The sequence below is a fragment of the Acinetobacter sp. Ver3 genome, from assembly GCF_000632455.1.
Lineage (GTDB): Bacteria > Pseudomonadota > Gammaproteobacteria > Pseudomonadales > Moraxellaceae > Acinetobacter.
In genome coordinates this window covers 1-19,528 of the sequence record NZ_JFYL01000040.1, presented here as the reverse complement: position 1 = coordinate 19,528, position 19,528 = coordinate 1, and the positions used below count along the sequence as shown (strand labels likewise).

The following is a 19,528-nucleotide window of genomic DNA, read 5'->3' as shown; positions in this document are numbered from 1 at the left end:
GCTCATTTTATCGGAATATTGGGCTTGATTTGGATCAATCTCTTTTTTATTCAAATAAAATCATTTAAATTAGTAGTTTAGTGTGGTTTTGAGTTTTTCATTTCAGGTGATATTGTATTATCTTCAAATGAAAAATTTTTCATTGTCCAACAATTATGTAATAGTGTGATGTGGTTCATGTTTTAGACTATAGCCAATAAGTGCGGAACATGTTTAATATAAGCTTGGTCTGGAGCGCTTTTCACTTGGACTATGCGATGTTTAGCATCAGCATAATGAAACAATAATAAAAGTTGTGTTTTTTGAAGTAGTTTAAAAAAGAAATTAACGATAAGAATTCAAATAAGGATACTAGTCATGGATATCATGATCATCGCGAGTGTGATCATACTCGCTGTGGTGTTGTTCATTGCTTATAAAGGATTAAAGCATCAACAACCCTCTGATAGCATGCTCCGTCAAAGAGCAGTGTTTAGCCCCTATCAGCAAGTAACTTTCAATCGTCTTAAAGAAATCATGCCAAATGCGCATATTTTGGCACATGTCTCTTTTGACGCCTTACTGACCACAAAGTTACCACGTACACGCCGTAAATATGAGTCAATGTTTGCTGATTTTGTGGTGATGAATAAGGATTGTAAAGTTCTTGCCATTGTCAGTTTAGAAGATAAATTTTCATTCAAACGTGGACATACTTTACAGTTTCAAAATGCATTACTTGAAACCGCGGGATACAAAGTGATCTCTTACCATGCTGTGCCAGAATATGTGCAGTTAAGACGTGATTTTTTGGATGAGTACACCGAGGAAATGCCAATTGAATGGGTAGACGAATCCGTGATTGAGCATAAATTAGAAAAGTATAGTGCTGGGCGATTGGCAGATATTCGCGCATTTAGCTAATCATCTTTGAAATAATAAAGCATGCTCAGGCATGCTTTTTTTATCAAGGTTTCGCGGCTATTACCGTTAACTCAACAAGAACATCGGGATGATACAGTTTGGCCTCTACGCATGTACGCGGTAGGGCTTGAATATCAGAAACCCATGCATCCCAAACTTCATTGAATGCTACATAATCCTTTTCAATATCTTTTAGATAGATTGTCACAGACATGATATGGCTTTTATCTGTACCTGCTTCAGCCAATAAACGGTCAATAATGTCAAAGGTTTGTTGTGACTGTCCACGAATGTCGAGCGACGTGTCTTCTGCTAACTGACCTGCCAGATGAACGAAGTGACCAAAAATAGCGACCTCAGAAAAACGTTTTTGAACGTGTAAACGTTGAACAGACATAAAGCTCATCCCTTATAGATATAAATATAGATTATGAAATGCCGTATAGGATTTAGAAAGTATAGGGGAAGTGGAACTATGAATTCGGTTTAATTGCTGTATCTCTGAAAGTTTATTTTTATGGGAGGAGATCAGAAATATTTGGAGGGAAAGGACATTGTACCCATTCAGATTAGAGTGCCCTGTAATATTCGGATGGATTGTCACGCCAATCACAGGACAAATGTGTTAGATATAGGTCTTCTAACAACATCTCAGCAGACACATGGGTAAATGTATTGCGCGATTAGATTACTCTAAAAAGGAAAAAAAGGCGAAAAAAATTGACTTAATTTTGTTCTTTTGCATGAAAACTAGACGAAATTTACAATCCGAATAAATTGAGTTGCGTGTCTTGTTGTTTTTCTGAAAGTTGATACACCCCAACACCAATGAGTCTAAACTGATATTCATCAGGAATATTCATTTCCATTAACAATAATTTGAGTGCCAGTTGCAAATCCTCTATGTGATTGAAAGGTTGTTTAAAGCTTTTAGAGTGTTGTAAAACTTGAAAATTTTTAAGTTTGAGTTTGACGCTGATACCTCTAGCGATCATTTCCTTGTTTTGAAGATTTTGCCAAACACGAGAAAGCAGTGAAGTCCAAAATTGATCACATTGGTTTAAAAAAAGATCTTCATCAAACGTGGTTTCTTTAGAAATTTGCTGTCTTTGACGTTCGCTTTGAACAGGTCGCTCATCGATCCCTTGAGCATAGAGAAATAATTGTTTGCCATATTTTCCGAAATGATGAGTGAGAAAGTTTTCTTCGACTTGCTGTAAATCCCCAAGTTTTTCGAGTTGCAAAGCTTTTAATTTTTCCTGTGTGACCTTTCCTACACCAGGGATTTTTTTGAGTGGAAGATCATAGATAAACTGTTGCACCTGATTGGGTTTGATCACACAAATGCCATTCGGTTTATTCCAATCAGATGCAATTTTGGCTAAAAACTTATTTGGTGCAACGCCTGCTGAGGCGGTCAATCCAGTAAGCTGAAATATTTCATCACGAATATGCATCGCAACTTCAGTAGCGCTTGGGATCTGCTGTAAATTTTCAGTGACATCCAGATATGCTTCATCCAGCGATAAGGGTTCGATGATGCTGGTATGTTTTTGAAATATCTCATGAATTTGGGCTGATACATGTTGGTATTTAGAAAAATTTGGCTCAATGACGATCACTTGTGGGCAAAGTTTTTTGGCTTGTGTCATCGACATGGCCGAACGTAAGCCATACTCACGAGCTGGGTATGATGCTGCTGCAACGACGGCCCGTGGGTGATGAGATGCAATGACCACAGGTAAGTGTTGTAATTCTGGACGCTCTCTAAGCTCCACAGAAGCGTAAAAAGCATCCATATCGATATGAATTATCTTTCGCAAAATGTTCAATCAATCATGAGATGCCTTAATTTTAACCCATAATTAAGGCATCGTTGAGCTGATTATTGGGTATGCGTAAGGCTCCGTCAGTAAAGTCACCTTTCGACCTTGATGCTGTGCATGATCAATCACGAGTTGTAGGCTTTTCGGAGAATGATCTGCTATTCGTGGTAGAAATTCTAAAGGCTGTGAAAGTGGTTTTAAGAAATTGTCCCAATGAATTGGTATGACTTCTTTCGGTTGTAACTGATCAATGGTTTCAGCGAGATACTGCTGTTGAAACTCGGGTGATTGTTTTGAAAGCTGAGCAATTCCTAAAAACAAGACATCTACATTTAACTTCTGAAATTGATTAGGAAGTGCACCTGTGCTGGCTTTAACTAAAATTTTGTGATTATTGTGCTCAATCAAGTAGTCAAAGCTACCGCCTTCTTTAAACTCATAAAAACGTGCTGGCTGAGGCAGTGGATGCAGAATCTCTTCACCTAAATCATTGTTCACTGCTGTAGGTGGCGTATGTTGTGAGGGAATAGGCGTAATACGAAATGCACCCAATTGTAGTGCTTGAAAAGGCACAGCCAGTTTCAATTGATGCTCAGGCACTTTGCCGCCTCGTGCTATATTTAGTGTACTCAACGAACCAATGATGTGAGTTTTTGGGAGTGAACTTCCGAGCACTGAAATATCCAAAGCATGATCATAGTGACTGTGGGTCACCAATATGGCTTTGAGGCGTTTAAGCTCATGGTCCTGAATCATATTGTGAAGCAGTGCTTGATCACTGGAGAGGCGTTGTAAAGCAATGTTCATGAGAGATGGTCGACTAAAAAAACCATCAATTAGAATTTGTGAATTACCATCATCAAATAGCAATGTGGAAACGCCAAAAAAGCGAACATTTAATTTTTGTTCACTGACGGGTTGGTCTATTTTAGCCTTCCATTGATTAAATTCGGAGAGCTTTCCTGATGGTTGCCATAAATAAAAAAACGCAGCCATGAGCGTGACAGCCAAAAGACCAACCACTGTTAAAATCCATTTTTTAAGCGACATCATGTCATCCTTATAAAGCGTAACTCGCTTGCTTGAGCCCAGCTGCACTCTATTTTTTTGTTAGATCTCTTTAGTTGTAACGTACTGACTCCTTAAGATTTATGGCTCAATTTGATTTAATTTTAGAAATTTTATCCAGTCGTTTTGATCGCCATTAAATACATTCAAATCCACTGGTGTAGAAATACCCTTAATTTTGCCTTTATTGGTGTATTGCCAAAAAATCCAATCTGGATTGTCTTTTAATTCAGGTTGAGTGGTGTATTCACGTACCCAGAGTGGGGTATCTGTAAAAGCGCCAGCAAGTACGATGTTATAGAAGGCTTTAGAAACATAAAAGATAGGTTGTTTGCCATAATGTTGATGCAGCAAATCGTGCATAACATCGATTTCATGTAACAGTTGTTCTTTGCTATAGGTATTGATGCAATTGCTGTCGTATTCCAAATCAATGACTGGGGGAAGGGCATCTTCTTTACGTGGCACAGAGTCAATGAAATTTAATGCCTGAACTTTCCCATCACGGCAAAGTCGATAGAAATGATACGCTCCGACTTTAAAACCATGCTCGCGTGCTTTAAGCCAATAATCCTGAAATTTTCGATCTTTAAAGTCGCCACCTTCTGTTGCTTTGAGGTAGACAAATTGATATTCCTTTTTTGGAATTTGCGACCAGCGAATCTCTTTTTGATGATGTGAGACATCAAATCCTTTGATTGGATATTCTTGAGCTGTTGCTGGTTGAAACGGCAAAAAGAAAAAGCTCAATAATCCGACCATGAGTGCGATCAGGGCTGCACCTAAAAGGGAGGTCCACAAGATAATCTTCTGCGAATAGATATGCTGCTTATTTTTTGAATTCATGAGCACTTAAAGATTGGTGCGAAATATGATTAATATCATAACGCGAATAAACGTAAATGGTAGCGACAGTATCTAGAATCCATATTCATTAGTCATCATCCATTTCTTTCGGAATTTTCCAAAAAATAAACATGGTAATAATATTAATTGAGCCCATTAAAATTAAGGTCCATTGGAAGGCCTGTTGCATTTGTGCAGTACCAAGATAAGCGGTGAACACATTAACCAGTGTACCTGCAAGCGCTACACCAATACTCATGGATACCATCATAATCATCGAGAGAAAACTGTTACCACTACTAGCATCTTGTTGAGGCAAATCCTTTAAGGTTAGCGTATTCATAGAAACAAATTGCAGTGAGTTCAACATACCAAAAATGAAGAAATGTAATGTTCTTAGCCATAAAGGTGTTTCGGCTGAGGTGAGGGCAAAACTTGCAATACATAAGCCAGTAAGGCAGGTATTGACTAATAACACCCGACGATACCCAAATCGTTGAATAATTTGGCGAATGATCGGTTTTGATGCCAGTGAACCCAATACCGTTGGAATCATAAGTAAACCAGTAATAAATGGTTCAAAACCAAAAGCAACTTGTAGCATTAAGGGGATAAGAAAAGGCATCGCATTGCCGCCTAAGCGGGCAAAAAAGTTGCCTACAATACCAATCGCGAAAATTTGATTTTTGAATAGTTTCCCACGAAATAGAGCATTTTGGTGGGTATGGGCATGCACCATGTACCAAGCACTTGCAGATAAACCAAACACAATAAGAACAATACTCCACCATAGTGGAAGATAGGGGCTAGCAAAATTTTCAATCCCTAAACTTAAGCCAACCATCGCGATGACTAATAACAAGAAGCCAAAAAAATCAAATTTAGCAACATGGGTCTCGGTCACATTTGGCATGGCTTTAAATGTGAGAAAAACTCCAATGAGTCCAATAGGAATATTAATTAAGAAAATCCACTCCCAAGTCACGTACTCCACTAACCATCCGCCAAGAGTAGGACCGATTAAGGGGCCAATCAGACCTGCAAGACTCATCAGAGACATGGCTGCAAGGAATTGGGTTCTAGGAATGATTTTCAACATTGCAAGACGCCCAACTGGAAGCAGTAAAGCACCTCCAATCCCTTGAATCACTCGGAAAAATAAAAGCTCATTTAAATTAGAAGAAAATGCACATCCGAGCGATGCCAAAGTGAAAATGATAATTGCAGAAAAATAAACATTTCGGACACCAAATCGGTCAGCCAGCCAACCACTGAGTGGAATACAGGCTGCGACTGACAATACATAAGCCACCACGACACTATGCATGTGTAGAGGATCTTCATTGAGGTGATGAGCGATTGCAGGAATCGCAGTATTGATGATAGTTGTGTCTAGACCTTGCATAAAAAAGCCGATCGAAACCAAAAACACCAATAATCTAAACTCAGGCTGTAAGGGTTGGTGTGCTGTGCTGCTCATCTTGTAGGATCATATTAGTAAGTTAATATTTTAAAACAGTTTCTCAGTATCACTTGTGGTTTATTTACGAAGGATTTGCAACAAAATTGCAATCTAATGGTCACAGCATTGTCATCGCATGGTCATAGAGTTGTTGCCAACAACATCATAAGAAGATTAAAAAAATGAAGCTAAAGTCTAACGCACTTGTGATCGCAATGTGTGCATTGGGGCTAGGGGCATGTAATGATGACACTAACAATATCACATCAGTACCAAATATTACGCCTGAATCGATTGAACTCAACTATCTCAGTCGTACAGAAAGTCGTGGTTTTGCGGTCAGCGCAGCAGAGATACCTGCCTATGATGCACAAAGCCAAAGATTGTTTGTTGTAAACGCAAAAGAAGGCGTGGTTGATATTTTTGATTATCGCCAACCTCAGCAACCTAAATGGATTGGCTCTTTAGATGCTAAATCTTATTTAACAGACTCAGAAGTAAATAGTGTTGCTGTAAAAAATGGAATTGTTGCCTTGGCTGTACAAGCCAAAGATAAAACAGATCCAGGAATCGTGGCACTTTTTAATGCCAATGATTCGAGCTTTATTGCCCAAGTTCCAGTGGGTTCTCTACCCGATATGCTGACCTTTAGTACAGATGGTAAAACCTTATTGGTGGCGAATGAAGGAGAGCCATCTCATGATTATGCGATTGATCCCGAAGGTTCGATTTCAATCATTGATCTCTCAAATTTGAACAAACCAGTTGCAAAAACAGCTGACTTCAAAGCCTTTAATAGTCAAGCTCAACTATTACGTGATCAAGGTGTGCGAATTTATGGTCCAAATGCAACAGTAGCGCAAAATTTTGAACCTGAATACATCACACTCAGCACAGATGGCAAAATTGCATGGGTCGCATTACAGGAAAATAATGCCTTAGCTAAGGTGGATGTTTTAAATGCCAAAGTCATGGCTGTTTATCCGCTCGGTTTTAAAGATCATGGCTTACAAGGTCATGGTTTAGATGTCAGTGATGCCGATGGTGAAAATGGTCTTGCGAAGATCAATATTCAAACTTGGCAGCATGTTCGTGGCTTATATATGCCAGATGCGATCTCAAGTTACGAAGTCAATGGTAAAACGTATATTGTCACTGCCAATGAAGGGGATGCTCGTGCTTGGGGTGAAGATGATCCTGAATATTGGGGAGAAAAATTAAAGGATAATCCGAGTGCTCAAGGTAATATTAAAAAGGGTTTTGTTGAAGAATGGCGTGTGAAGCATCTAGTCCATAAAGATGGTTTCGATAGACGACAAGGGGAAGATCTGCCACCACAGTTACGAGCACTGGCGAAAGGTGCTGAATTGAATCCTCTGCATTTTGCATATTGTGGAGCGATCGATGGAGATGCTAAAGGATGCCGTGAAGACAAGATGCTTGGTCGTTTGAATATCACTTGGACTGAAGGTTATCAAAAGAATACTGATGGCACACCTAAACTCAATGCTCGAGGCAATTTGGTTTATGATCATTTATATAGCTTCGGGGCACGATCTGTCAGTATTTGGACAGAAAATGATGCTCAAACAGGATTAGAGCTGGTTTGGGATTCGGGTGATGATTTTGAACAATATATTGCTCAGCACCATCCTGAGATCTTTAATGCAAACCATGAAGAAGCAGGGTTCGATAATCGTAGTGACAATAAGGGACCAGAGCCAGAAGGCGTGGTGATAGGTCAAATCGGCCAGAAAACTTATGCATTTATTGGTTTAGAACGAGTTGGAGGCGTGATGGTATATGACATCTCCAATCCTGCCCAACCCCAATTTGTACAATATATTCATTCGCGAAAACTTGATGCAACCACTGCCGATATCGAGGAAGGTCAGGCAGGAGACTTAGGTCCTGAAGGATTAACCTTTGTTTCCGCAAAAGAATCTCCAACGGGTACGCCTTTACTGATTGTAGGGAATGAAGTCAGTGGTACTACAGCAACGTATCAAATCACGTTGAAATAGAGCCTGATCGTGTAGATGTATGATAAAAGAGCCATATGGCTCTTTTATTTTTTACTCGTCATGCGTAATGCTTTAAAGTCTTGTCGAATTTAGACCACGAATTGTTCAGGGCATTTCATGTTTGCGATGGCATTGATGATTTGATGTGAATGCTCGCATACGATGATTTTTGCCCGATGTTGAGCAGGTAGAAAACCTTCTTGTACTGCATGATCGAGTTGTGCAATCAAGGCATTATAGAATCCATTGACGTTATAAATAATCATTGGTTTTTGGTGTTGATTTAACTGTCCCCAAGTTGCGATTTCTAAGATTTCTTCAAATGTACCTAAACCTCCCGGGAGCGCAACAAAAGCACTAGCACGTTCAGCCATCATGGCTTTGCGTTCATGCATTGTTCTTACCACGTGAAGTTCTGTTAACTGATTATGGGCAACCTCGTAATCAAGCATAAATTCAGGAATAACACCAACAACTTCACCATTGTTTTCAATGACTGTATCTGCGACTTGTCCCATTAATCCGATACTTGCACCACCATATACGATGCCAAATCCTTGCCTTGCAATTTTTTCAGCCAAAGCAATGGCTTTTTGTTGGTAAATAGGATTATTGCCAAAACGAGAACCACAATAAAGTGCAATAAGGCATTGAGTTGCTTTTGATTTAACTGATGTATCGGTCTCTAAGGTGTTATTAAGAATGCTTGTATTCATATTTATTTACTCACCTTTTTTAAATTAACTTCATCATGTAGTTTAATCTAAGCAAGAAAGGTGACAACTGTATAGATAAATAAGATTTTTTTGAAATATTTTGTAGTTTCATTCCAAAATGATTGATAAAGCCAATCTTGATTCACCGAAAAAATAGTGAATTGCAATAAAATCTTTTCTATACTGAAAATCTGTTCGGCAACCAATACATCAATATGAGTAGTGATCGACATCGCTCAATAGAACAAAATATTATTTATTTTCTAAATTTAAATACTGCATTTATAACTTTGCCTCATCACTTTGGTTTAAATGAATCCCATCTTCCTGAAACGTGGGAGTGTAACTCATGATTTTTGAATGGATGTCTGATCCTTCCGCATGGGTGGGACTCTTAACTTTAATTATTTTAGAAATTGTTCTCGGGATTGATAATCTCGTCTTTATCGCGATTTTGGCGGAAAAACTGCCGCCTGAGCAACGCAATAAAGCCAGAATTTTAGGCTTAACGCTCGCGCTTGGCATGCGCCTAATCCTTTTGGCGTCAATCGCTTGGATTATCACATTAACGAATCCATTATTCCATATCTTTGATCATCCGTTTTCAGCCCGAGATCTTATTTTGATTTTTGGCGGTATTTTCTTGTTAATGAAGGGAACTTTAGAACTACATGAACGTCTAGAAAGTAAAGTTCATGTTAAAGAAGAAAATCCTGTTCATGCTGCATTTTGGATGGTCATTGTACAGATCGTGGTATTGGATGCAGTGTTCTCACTCGACAGTGTGATTACAGCAGTCGGTATGGTCAAAGATCTTTCGGTCATGATGATCGCCGTAATTATTGCGATAGGAATCATGCTATGGGCCTCTAAAGCCCTCATGGACTTTGTGAATAAGCATCCAACTGTGGTGATTCTGTGTCTATGTTTCTTGATGATGATCGGTTTCTCATTGGTTGTCGAAGGCCTAGGCTTCCACATTCCGAAGGGTTATCTATACGCTGCAATTGGTTTCTCTGTCCTGATTGAGTTTTTAAATCAATTGATGCGCCGTAACCAAGAAAAAACGGTAACAACGACTGATTTACGTTTCAAAACAGCATCTGCCGTCATTCGTATGCTGGGTGGTAAGTCAAAAACGGCAGATGCTCAATCGGCAAATACGGATGATGTTTTGGCTACCCAAGCGTTGGTAGAGGAAATGTTCTCGGATGAGAATGCGGTATACCAAAGCGTGATGTTGCAAGGAGTATTAGGTTTATCTGAGCGACCAGTCAAATCATTAATGACCCCACGTCCAGAACTCGAATGGATCGATTTAGATGACGATCCTGAAAGTATTAAACATCAAGTGCTTTCTATGAAACATTCACGTTTGATCGTTGCACATGGCGAGCTAGACAATATTGCTGGGGTGGTGCTCACGCATAACGTTTTGAATGACTATATTGAATCAGGCGATTTTAATTTCGAAAAACACATTCGAGAGCCTGTCATTGTCCATGAAAGCGCTCAAGTCTTAATGGTGATGGATCAATTGCGTCAGGCACCCTTACAAATGGCGATTGTGCTCAATGAATATGGTTCCATTGAGGGTATTGCAACGCCGATTGATATTTTAGAAGCGATTGCCGGTGAGTTCCCGAACGAAAATGAAATAGAAACTGCAGTTGAAAGCTTAGAGGATGGTTCACTCATGCTCGAGGGTTCAACTGATATTCGTCATATTTCATTATTGCTTGATCGTGATTTAGTTGATGAGTCAGAACAGTATTCTACGCTGTCTGGTTATATCTTATTCCATTTAGGACATTTACCTGAAAATGGAGAAACCTTTGAAGCAGAAGGATATCTATTTGAGGTGGTTACAATGGATGGTCATAAAATCGAAAAAGTACATATTGTACCCATCGTAAAACAAGACCCATCAGAATGATTTAAACTCAGTTAAAATAGCATCTGATTAGGTGCTATTTTTTTTGGAATATTGATGTCCGAACTCAATTGTCCTTGCGGGCGTGGAATTTATACACACTGTTGTGAACCTTTACATCGTGGTCAGCGTGATGCAGAAAGTGCTGAACAGCTCATGCGTTCTCGCTATAGTGCATTCGCTAAACATGAAATCGACTATATTGTGAGTACCACAGCATCAGGTCAGCAAAGTCATTTAGACATTGCTGCCATTCGGGATTGGGCGATGAGCAATCAGTGGTTAAAATTAGAGGTTATTCAGCATTTACCTCGTCTGGATAAAACCCATGCTCAAGTTGAATTCAAAGCACATTACCAACATGTCGATCAGGTACATGTCCATCATGAAACCTCAAATTTCGTATTCATCAATAGACAGTGGTATTTTTTAGACCCAACGACAGATCAAACTGTGACGATGAAGCAGCCTTGTATTTGTGGATCAGGAAAAAAATTTAAGCAATGTTGTGCGCGATTTCTCTAGAATTAATTTTTAATTAACTTAGAATATTGCGCATTAAAAACCCTCATTTGGAAGTAGGGCAATGTTACTCACCGTTATTTATATTATTGCGATTACTGCGGAAGCGATGACAGGCGCCTTGTCTGCAGGTCGACGAAGTATGGATTGGTTTGGTGTCATTATTATTGCCTGTGTGACTGCTTTGGGCGGAGGATCAGTTCGTGATGTTTTGCTAGGGCACTATCCTTTAACTTGGGTGAAACATCCTGAATATCTAGTACTTACATGTTGTGCAGCATTATTTACGATTTTTATCGCAAAATGGATGCGACATCTACGTTCGGTATTCTTACTTCTAGATGCCTTAGGTCTGATAGGTTTTACCATTATTGGTTGTCAAATTGCGATTCAAATGGAACAGGGTTTCGTGGTTTGTGCAGTGGCAGGTGTATTGACAGGCGTTTCAGGGGGTATTTTACGAGATATCTTATGTAACGATGTGCCTTTAGTCTTCCGTCGCGAACTTTATGCCAGTATTTCTTTTGTTGCGGTCATTTTCTATTGGGGCTGTATCGAAGTCGGTTTTTCACAAGATATCACCATTATTTCTACTCTTGTTTTTGGTTTCACATTGCGTTGTATCGCAATTTACTTTGGCCTTGAAATGCCAAAATTTATTTATAAAGATGATGATGAACAGTCGGCGTCATCAAAAGATGTAAATTAAACTTTTTACACTCATCTTTGAAAATGGCCGATAATGTGATCGGTCATTTTTATATGGTTCTTTAGAAAATAAAATAAGCAGTGTTGAGAAAACAGCGATTGTCATTGGTTGTATTTAAATCACTCCTCACAGAGAGCATGCTATGGATTTAATCTCACGAATACAGCGTTTACCTATTGGTAAATTTCACTACACCTTGTTGTGGGTGATTGGATTAGGCTGGATGTTTGATGCAATGGATACTGGACTAATTTCCTTTATCTTGGCGAAGATGGCTGAAGACTGGCAAATGACGCCTGCTGAAAAAGGTTGGGTTGTATCCATAGGCTTTGTGGGGATGGCGATAGGTGCAGTGTTCTCTGGTGGACTGGCAGATCGAATCGGGCGTAAAGCAGTATTTGCTACAACTTTGGTCATTTATAGCATCGCAACAGCCCTTTGTGCTTTCGCACCAAATTTAACATGGTTATTAATCTTTAGATTTATTGTAGGTTTAGGCTTAGGCGGACAGTTACCAGTTGCCGTGACTTTAGTGAGTGAATACATTCCAGCCCATGTTCGTGGTCGCTTTATTGTGTTACTTGAAAGCTTCTGGGGGCTAGGCTGGTTATGTGCTGCACTGGTTTCTTATTTCGTCATCCCTAAATTTGATTGGCATGTTGTATTTTTATTGGGTGGTTTGCCTGCACTTTATGTCTTCGTTATTCTAAAAAAAGTTCCGGAATCTATTCCTTACTTGATCAATCGAGGTCGTATTGATCAAGCGCACGCGATTGTACAAAAAATCGAGCGGCAGTGTGGTGTTGAAGTCATCGACAAAATTGAAGTGAAACCAGTTTCAACACATTCAAATGTCAGTTTTGGCCAGTTATGGTCAAGCGGTTTCGCAAAGCGCAGTTTAATGTTGTGGTTAATTTGGTTTGGGATTGTTTATTCGTATTACGGTATTTTCACGTGGTTACCAAGTCTTTTAGTCAAAGAGGGATATACCATTGTGCAGTCTTTTGAATATGTTCTCGGGATGATTTTAGCACAATTGCCAGGTTATATTGTCGCGGCATGGCTCGTCGAAAAGTTAGGGCGTAAAGCGACGCTTTCAGGCTTTATTGCAATGTGTGCAGTATCAGCATATTTCTTTGGGCAGGCTGATACCGTAGCGATGATCATGTTCTGGGGATGCTTGATGTCATTCTTTAATCTTGGTGCATGGGGCGTTTTATATACCTACACGCCTGAACAATATCCTGCAAATATTCGTGCTTTCGGATCAGGTTGGGCAGCAGCAATTGGGCGTATTGGTGGGATTGTTGCACCTTTAGTGGTTACCCATATGATGGTGGCTTCAAATGGATTTAGCCAAGTATTTATGATGTTTACCGCTGTATTATTGGCAGTTGCAGCCGTGATCTTGGTGCTCGGTGAGGAAACCAAAGGTAAGACACTTGAGTCTATGGGGATGTAAATCTGTGAAAAAAGAGGAGCTAAGCTCCTCTTTTTTAGACCCATTTTTGACGTGCTTTAGTTAAGTCAAAATGTAATGTGTTCGACACTTGCTGAAGATTGAATTTTTCTTTATCTTCAGGGAGTTGAATTAAAATAGGCAAGGCTGATACCCCATTGTCGCCATTGACAAAAGCATAGTGACGCTCAGTCTGATTAATTGAAATCAAACTTTCAAACTCAAGGTACACCGTCGTTTCATCATGTTTTTTAGGCACTTTCACGAGATCTAAATATGCAATTCGTCGATTATTAATTCCAGCCAATTTAAGCGCTTCAAGCTCCGATTTTAACTTTTCAGTTTTATCAAACATTTTTTGAAAGAATCCTTTGTTTGATTGGCTTTCGAGTTCTCTTTTTTTCTGATTGAAAGCAATTTGATTGACTTTATGTTGGTCTAGAGCATCGGCAATAATCGTTTTGACTTGCTCAATCGCTGCTTGAGATTTGCTATGACTTGCCGCATAAGACTCTGCATCTAAACTCACAAAAATGGTATGACGGCGTTTTTCCATCAATTTTAAATAGGATAAAATTTTATATTCGAAAATTTGAGCTTGAGTATTGAAGGCAATAATGGGTTCACTTGAAAAGTCTTTATAAAAACTCGCAATATCAGAGAACAGACGATGCATACTGATAAAACAATAATCAAACTCATCAGGGTGACGAATTGAATGACGCAGTGCATATTGAAAAGGTTGCAAGATCTCAAGAGTTAAAGCTTTTTCGAAATCTAAAAGGCGCTCGTTAATGACTTGTTCGACTGAAAATCCAGAAGCATCGAGCGGTTTTTTGAGTAACGGTAATAACAGATCAAAATTGACGTTATGAAATTTTTCCATCAGATCCAAAATAGGAGTCGTGATCTGTCTTTGAATCGTAATAATTCGACTGACTTGCCATTTAAATTGTTCTAAATAACTTGGATCATTTAAACGTTTCTTATCCAACACCACGCCATTTAGGTAAACACGATCTTCAAGACCTAGCTTTTCTTCCATTAAAAAGCGGCGGATAGAATATGGGTTCTGTCTAAAGTCATGAATGGTCGCGACCAGATATAAATACTGACTGCTTTCAATCACATCAAAATCACGAATTTTTTGTTCTTGAATAATAAAGTCCTGGAATAATGGATGGCTAATTTGCTTCAGTTGTCTCGGGAGGATGGTTTTGAACCAATAGCCTAAAATTTGATGTTTAATATGAACTTCAAGAATAAAAGTACGAATTTCTTCAGCTGTTAAATGTCGGCAATTATCAGGAACATTTAAGTCGAGTGTTTTGATGATATTTGCAGCATCATATAAAAAAGTTTTTCGTAGCAGTTGTTTGTCTCTAAGAAAACTTTGATCTTCTTCTGTTTCAATACGATCAATTTGATTTTGTACAGTTTCTAAGTAATCGGCGATTTTAATTACGTCTTGATATGATTTAAGCGTTTCTAAAGTGGCTGCGATCTTTTCAGCCAAAGTTCGCATTTTCGGTGAGATTAAATGACTGCTTAAATCCTGAAGACCAACAATGCCCTTAAAAGTGAATGATTGTCGATGTTGATCCCAGTAAATATTCTTCGCAGTCAGGAATTGTTCCTGTATCAGACCTTGTATTGGTGCGGGAACACTATTTAAAATATTTTTTAAACGCGTTTGCCAATGAACATCTAGATTAGGGTCAATTTGAAATAATTTTGAGCGAAGATCATAAGGAATGTAATTATGCATGTTTGTTCCGTTCATACGATGAGCGTATGTAAAATCATTTGTTATAAAGTTGTGTTTTGATTATTGTATATTCAATAAAATTAATTGGATACAAGAAAAAAGTCCAATTTAAAATGAAATAAAACCAACTGGCCTTTTTTTTGTTATTTTATCTTTACAAAGTGTCCAACCTTGCTTGTTCTTCGCAGTTTGGGAGACTAGCATACACCCTTAAACTATTCATTCATTAGGATTTCACGATTCAATGACAAGCCTTGCGCACCAAGCGACAGAGAATCGTTCTGTAGCAGAATTTACAGAACAAGCTTACCTAAACTATGCGATGTACGTGATTATGGATCGTGCATTGCCTCATATTAGTGACGGATTAAAACCTGTACAACGCCGTATCGTATATGCGATGAGCGAGCTTGGTCTAAAGCATAGTGGTAAACCCAAAAAATCAGCACGTACAGTTGGTGATGTTTTAGGTAAATATCATCCGCATGGTGATTCTGCTTGTTATGAAGCAATGGTCTTAATGGCACAGCCATTTAGTTATCGTTATCCATTTATTGAAGGGCAAGGCAACTGGGGATCACCAGATGATCCAAAGTCGTTTGCTGCAATGCGATATACTGAGGCCAAACTATCACAATATAGTGAAGTCCTGCTCTCTGAGTTAGGTCAAGGAACTGTCGACTGGCAAGATAACTTTGATGGTTCATTAAAAGAGCCTGTAAATTTACCAGCACGCGTACCGAATATTCTTTTAAATGGTACGACGGGAATTGCGGTGGGAATGGCAACAGATATTCCACCACACAATTTACGGGAAGTTGTTAAGGGTACAATTGCACTGATTCGTAACCCGAATTTGTCTGATGAAAAAGTTGCTGAATATATTCCTGGTCCAGACTTACCGACTCAAGCAGAAATTATTACACCTGCTGATGAATTACTGAAATTACAAAGCACTGGGCGCGGCAGTTATCGCATGCGTGCGGTATATTCGGTTGAAAAAAATGAAATTGTCATCAGTGAATTACCATATCAGGTTTCTGGCTCTAAAATTATCAGCCAAATTGCTGATCAAATGCAGGCAAAAAAATTACCGTTGGTAAGTGATGTACGAGATGAATCAGATCATCAATGTCCAACACGTTTGGTAATTGTCTTGCGTTCAAATCGTATCGATGCAGATGCGGTCATGAGCCATTTATTTGCCACGACCGATCTCGAGTCGAGCTACCGCGTCAATATGAACATGATTGGTGCTGATGGTCGTCCACAAGTAAAATCTATCCGTCGTATTTTGTTGGAATGGATTGAAATTCGTAAAACGACTGTGACGAGACGTTTGCAATACCATTTGAATAAAATTGAAAAACGTCTACATATTCTGGCTGGGCTTTTAATTGCGTATTTAGATATTGATACGGTAATTCGAATTATTCGTGAGGAAGATCATCCGAAAGAAGTCTTAATGTCACATTTCGGTATTGATGAAATTCAAGCCGAAGCCATTCTAGAGCTTAAATTACGTCATTTGGCGCGTCTCGAAGAAATGGAAATTCGCCGTGAACAAGAAGAGCTTGAAGCTCGAGCAGCCGTGATTCGAGAGCAATTGGCGAATCCTGAATCTTTAAAAAATCTGATCATTTCAGAATTAAAAGAAGATGCGAAAAAGTTTGGTGATGATCGCCGATCTCCAATTGTTCAGCGTGAAGAAGCGACCGCGATTAGTGAACAAGATTTGATACCAGCTGATCCTGTCACTGTCATTTTATCGGAAGCGGGTTGGATTCGTTGTGCGAAAGGACATGAGATCGATCTAGATAAAGTCAATTTCCGTGCAGGAGATCAATATTTAAGTCATGCACAAGGTAAATCTAATCAAAAAGTGTATGTATTAGATCAATCTGGTCGAAGTTACGCATTACCAATTACAGGATTACCTTCAGCGCGCGGCTTAGGTGAACCATTAAGCTCGAAATTATCGCCAGCAAATGGAGTAAATTTCCAACAAATTCTGATTGCTGAAGATGAGGTGGAAATATTAGCGATCAGCTCCAAAGGATATGGTTTTAAAACACAAGCGAAACAATTGGACACCAATGCTAAAGCGGGTAAAGCGTTTTTAACGCTTGCAGATGATGCAAGCGCAATGCCATTGCAACAAATTGATGGTACACATATCGCTGTACTCAGCAGTTCTGGACGATTATTACTGACTGAGCTGACAGAATTACCAATGCTCAATAAAGGAAAAGGTAATAAATTGATGCAGTTGGATGCAAAGGAACGCATTGTGTCTATGACAACACTTAACTTGGATGATGTGCTTCAGGTCGTTGCTGGACAACAACAATTGAAATTAAAAGGTGATGATCTGCTGAAATACATCGGTAAACGTGCTTCAAAAGGGCAGGTATTACCACGAGGTTATCAAAAAGCAAATAAACTCTTCATTCAAAGATAAAGCTAGCATCTAGTCGACAAAATACGTTATATATGAAATGTATTTATGGCTATGGATGCTTTATTGAGCAATAAATTAAATAAGATGCTCAATACATTATCGAAAAGAAGAGTTTAAAACCAAGTATTACTAATTGGAGAATATGGCATTATGGAAAAGATTTGGTTCGCTGAATACCAAAAAACTGGAATTCCACAAACAGTAGAATTACCACCAGAAAATACCTCTCTTGTTGATATTTTTGAGAGAAACTTCCAGAAATTTGGTTCGCGTGATGCTTTTATCTTTATGGATAAAACATTAACGTTCAATGAACTTGATACGGCGAGCCGTCAATTTGCAGCCTATCTTCAAAGCCTTGGTTTAGCAAAAGGTTCTCGCGTAGCGGTCATGATGCCAAACGTACTGCAATATCCAGTGGTAGCACTTGGTGTATTCCGTGCGGGCTTAGTTCTTGTAAACGTGAACCCACTTTACACAGCTCGTGAACTTGAGCATCAATTGAATGACTCAGGCACTGAAGCGCTTGTGATTATTGAAAACTTCGCTTCTGTTTATCAATCAATTCTTGGTAAAACGCCAGTTAAGCATGTGATCGTGGCGACAGTAGGTGATATGTTAGGTACCTTAAAAGGTACACTCGTGAATTTTGTTTTACGTAAAGTGCGTAAGCAAATTCCAGCTTGGAGTATCCCAGGACATGTTAAATTTACGACTGCGATGTCTAAAGGCAGTTCTGCACATTATAAGCGTCCAGCAACAACGTTGAGCGACACTGCTGTATTGCAATATACAGGTGGTACAACAGGCGTATCAAAAGGTGCGGAATTAACACATCGCAACCTTGTGGCAAACTTAATGCAAGCAGATGGTATTTTCCAATCTAAATTTGGTGCTCAAGATGGTGCGAGCGACGATCGCATTTTCTGTGCATTACCGCTCTATCATATCTTTGCATTCATGGTTTGTGCACTTTATGGTATGTACAAGGGTCAAGCAAACGTATTGATTCCTAACCCTCGTGATCTCCCTGCAGTCATTAAAGAGCTACGCAAATATCAGCCTGGTTTCTTCCCAGCTGTGAATACTTTATTCAACGCACTCGTTCATAATGAAGAATTCAAACAACTTGACCATAGCAAATTAAAAATGGCGATGGGAGGTGGTATGGCTGTATTACCTTCAACTGCTGCAGCTTGGAAAAAAATCACAGGTACAAATATTATTGAAGGCTATGGTCTTTCTGAAACTTCACCTATTGCAACGGCAAACCCACCGGCATCTGAAGAGTTTAGCGGTACGATTGGTATCCCATTACCTTTAACGGATGTCGCTGTATTGGATGACGATGGCAATGAAGTTCCACAAGGTGAGCAAGGTGAGATTTCAATTCGTGGTCCTCAAGTCATGAAAGGCTATTGGAACCGACCAGATGAAACAGCTAAGGTGATGACCGCAGATGGTTTCTTCCGTACTGGTGATATCGGTATCATGGATGCTCGTGGTTACTTCAAGATTGTTGATCGTAAGAAAGATATGATCTTGGTATCAGGCTTTAACGTATACCCATCTGAAATCGAGGAAGTAATTGCAACACATCCTAAAGTACTCGAGGTTGCAGCGATTGGTGTGGCTGATGAAAAATCAGGTGAAGTGCCTAAGTTGTTTGTTGTGAAGAAAGATCCATCACTAACAACAGAAGAAGTGTTAGCTTTTGCGAAAGAAAACTTAACAGGATATAAGCGTCCTCGTTATGTTGAATTCATGGATGAATTGCCAAAATCGAATGTCGGTAAAATCCTTCGTAAAGATTTACGCAAATAATTCAAAT

Annotated in this window: 15 protein-coding genes; 8 read left to right on the top strand and 7 right to left on the bottom strand. The window is 39.1% G+C overall.

The genetic code is table 11. The features are described 5' to 3' along the window. Positions 1-357 precede the first annotated feature (357 nt). Complete coding sequence (locus tag CL42_RS10830; protein WP_035268130.1) at positions 358-903, top strand: DUF2726 domain-containing protein; 546 nt, start codon at positions 358-360, stop codon at positions 901-903. A gap of 43 nt (positions 904-946) precedes the next feature. Here the strand turns inward: CL42_RS10830 and CL42_RS10825 are convergent, their stop codons facing one another. From CL42_RS10825 to mdtD, 5 genes are all read right to left on the bottom strand, one after another. Beyond that, positions 947-1,300 carry a RidA family protein gene (locus CL42_RS10825; RefSeq protein ID WP_035268129.1) on the bottom strand — a complete coding sequence of 118 codons (354 nt, stop codon included), beginning with the start codon at positions 1,298-1,300 and terminating at the stop codon, positions 947-949. 364 nt (positions 1,301-1,664) lie between these two features. Next, a complete protein-coding gene (gene dinB, locus CL42_RS10820) occupies positions 1,665-2,726 on the bottom strand; it encodes a DNA polymerase IV (protein ID WP_035268128.1) in 1,062 nt (353 codons plus the stop codon). A gap of 42 nt (positions 2,727-2,768) precedes the next feature. Then, positions 2,769-3,779 carry an MBL fold metallo-hydrolase gene (locus CL42_RS10815; RefSeq protein WP_035268127.1) on the bottom strand — a complete coding sequence of 337 codons (1,011 nt, stop codon included), beginning with the start codon at positions 3,777-3,779 and terminating at the stop codon, positions 2,769-2,771. A 99-nt stretch (positions 3,780-3,878) separates the two neighbouring features. Beyond that, positions 3,879-4,643: a GH25 family lysozyme gene (locus CL42_RS10810; protein WP_051586592.1), complete on the bottom strand. Its 765-nt coding sequence runs from the start codon at positions 4,641-4,643 to the stop codon at positions 3,879-3,881. Positions 4,644-4,731: 88 nt separating this feature from the next. Continuing rightward, positions 4,732-6,123, bottom strand: a complete 1,392-nt coding sequence (gene mdtD / locus CL42_RS10805; RefSeq protein ID WP_035268126.1) for a multidrug transporter subunit MdtD — start codon at positions 6,121-6,123, stop codon at positions 4,732-4,734. 164 nt (positions 6,124-6,287) lie between these two features. Between mdtD and CL42_RS10800 the strand changes: the two genes are divergently transcribed. Next, positions 6,288-8,129 carry a choice-of-anchor I family protein gene (locus CL42_RS10800; RefSeq protein ID WP_035268125.1) on the top strand — a complete coding sequence of 614 codons (1,842 nt, stop codon included), beginning with the start codon at positions 6,288-6,290 and terminating at the stop codon, positions 8,127-8,129. 89 nt (positions 8,130-8,218) lie between these two features. On the opposite strand, the gene CL42_RS10795 is transcribed toward CL42_RS10800, so the two are convergent. Further along, the gene (locus tag CL42_RS10795) at positions 8,219-8,845 is read right to left on the bottom strand and encodes a TIGR00730 family Rossman fold protein (RefSeq protein WP_035268124.1); all 627 of its coding nucleotides are present in this window, start codon (positions 8,843-8,845) and stop codon (positions 8,219-8,221) included. 349 nt (positions 8,846-9,194) lie between these two features. On the opposite strand from CL42_RS10795, the gene CL42_RS10785 reads away from it, so the two are divergent. The 4 genes from CL42_RS10785 (at position 9,195) to CL42_RS10770 (ending at position 13,471) form a co-directional block, all read left to right on the top strand. Beyond that, positions 9,195-10,781 carry a TerC family protein gene (locus tag CL42_RS10785; protein ID WP_035268121.1) on the top strand — a complete coding sequence of 529 codons (1,587 nt, stop codon included), beginning with the start codon at positions 9,195-9,197 and terminating at the stop codon, positions 10,779-10,781. 54 nt (positions 10,782-10,835) lie between these two features. Further along, a complete protein-coding gene (locus CL42_RS10780; protein ID WP_035268120.1) occupies positions 10,836-11,303 on the top strand; it encodes a YchJ family protein in 468 nt (155 codons plus the stop codon). A gap of 61 nt (positions 11,304-11,364) precedes the next feature. Then, positions 11,365-12,009, top strand: a complete 645-nt coding sequence (locus CL42_RS10775; RefSeq protein WP_035268119.1) for a trimeric intracellular cation channel family protein — start codon at positions 11,365-11,367, stop codon at positions 12,007-12,009. Positions 12,010-12,151: 142 nt separating this feature from the next. Next, positions 12,152-13,471 carry an MFS transporter gene (locus tag CL42_RS10770; protein WP_035268118.1) on the top strand — a complete coding sequence of 440 codons (1,320 nt, stop codon included), beginning with the start codon at positions 12,152-12,154 and terminating at the stop codon, positions 13,469-13,471. A 34-nt stretch (positions 13,472-13,505) separates the two neighbouring features. Here the strand turns inward: CL42_RS10770 and CL42_RS10765 are convergent, their stop codons facing one another. Then, positions 13,506-15,236, bottom strand: coding sequence for a hypothetical protein (locus tag CL42_RS10765; protein ID WP_035268116.1), 1,731 nt, complete (start codon positions 15,234-15,236; stop codon positions 13,506-13,508). 244 nt (positions 15,237-15,480) lie between these two features. Here CL42_RS10765 and parC point away from each other — a divergent pair, with 244 nt between their 5' ends. Next, positions 15,481-17,697 carry a DNA topoisomerase IV subunit A gene (gene parC, locus CL42_RS10760; protein ID WP_035268114.1) on the top strand — a complete coding sequence of 739 codons (2,217 nt, stop codon included), beginning with the start codon at positions 15,481-15,483 and terminating at the stop codon, positions 17,695-17,697. A 150-nt stretch (positions 17,698-17,847) separates the two neighbouring features. Further along, on the top strand, positions 17,848-19,521 hold the full coding sequence (locus CL42_RS10755; protein WP_035268112.1) for a long-chain-fatty-acid--CoA ligase: 1,674 nt from the start codon (positions 17,848-17,850) through the stop codon (positions 19,519-19,521). The last annotated feature ends 7 nt before the right edge of the window (positions 19,522-19,528 follow it).